Source organism: Streptomyces minutiscleroticus (assembly GCF_014650875.1).
In the GTDB taxonomy this organism is placed as follows: domain Bacteria; phylum Actinomycetota; class Actinomycetes; order Streptomycetales; family Streptomycetaceae; genus Streptomyces; species Streptomyces minutiscleroticus.
In genome coordinates, this window is record NZ_BMVU01000158.1 from 1 (window position 1) to 1,228 (window position 1,228).

The 1,228-nt window shown below is 74.5% G+C and carries 1 protein-coding gene; it reads left to right on the forward strand.

From position 1 onward, the window contains the following. The first annotated feature begins 8 nt into the window (after nucleotides 1-8). The gene (aroC, locus tag IE271_RS40510) at nucleotides 9-1,193 is read left to right on the forward strand and encodes a chorismate synthase (protein WP_190195424.1); all 1,185 of its coding nucleotides are present in this window, start codon (nucleotides 9-11) and stop codon (nucleotides 1,191-1,193) included. Nucleotides 1,194-1,228 lie beyond the last annotated feature (35 nt).

Below are 1,228 nucleotides of genomic sequence, written 5' to 3' on the forward strand. Positions count from 1 at the left end.
GAGCACCGTTGAGCAGGTTGCGCTGGCTGACCGCGGGGGAGTCCCACGGCCCCGCACTCGTCGCGACGCTGGAGGGTCTGCCCGCCGGCGTGCCGATCACCACGGAGATGGTGGCGGACCACCTGGCCCGGCGCCGGCTCGGTTACGGTCGCGGCGCCCGGATGAAGTTCGAGCGCGACGAGGTCACCTTCCTGGGCGGCGTGCGCCATGGTCTGACCCTCGGCTCGCCGGTGGCGGTCATGGTCGGCAACACCGAGTGGCCCAAGTGGGAGCAGGTCATGGCGGCCGATCCGGTGGACGCGGCGGAGCTGGCCGAGCTGGCGCGCAATGCGCCGCTGACCCGGCCCCGGCCCGGCCACGCCGACCTGGCGGGCATGCAGAAGTACGGCTTCGACGAGGCGCGCCCGGTCCTGGAGCGCGCCTCGGCCCGGGAGACCGCCGCGCGTGTGGCGCTGGGTGCGGTGGCCCGTTCCTACCTGAAGGAGACGGCCGGCATCGAGGTCGTCTCGCACGTGGTGGAGCTGGCCGCGGCCAAGGCCCCGTACGGGGTGTATCCGACGCCGGCGGACGTGGAGAGGCTGGACGCGGACCCGGTGCGCTGCCTGGACGCGGACGCCTCCGAGGCGATGGTCGCGGAGATCGACCAGGCCCACAAGGACGGCGACACCCTGGGCGGCGTGGTCGAGGTGCTGGCGTACGGCGTGCCGGTGGGGCTGGGCTCGCACGTGCACTGGGACCGGCGTCTGGACGCCCGGCTCGCGGCCGCGCTGATGGGCATCCAGGCGATCAAGGGTGTGGAGGTCGGCGACGGCTTCGGTCTGGCCCGGGTGCCGGGTTCGAAGGCGCACGACGAGATCGTGGCGACCGGCGAGGGCATCCGGCGGGCCACGGGCCGCTCGGGTGGCACCGAGGGCGGTCTGAGCACCGGTGAGCTGCTGCGGGTGCGGGCCGCGATGAAGCCGATCGCGACCGTGCCGCGGGCGCTGGCCACCGTGGACGTGGCCAGCGGCGAGGCGGCCAAGGCGCACCACCAGCGCTCGGACGTGTGCGCGGTTCCGGCGGCCGGCATCGTCGCCGAGGCGATGGTCGCGCTGGTGCTGGCCGACGCGGTGGCCGAGAAGTTCGGCGGCGACAGCGTCACCGAGACCCGCCGCAACGTGCGCTCCTACCTCGAGAACCTGGCGATCCGATGAGCACCGCCCCCGTGGCGCCCACCGGGTCCACCGGG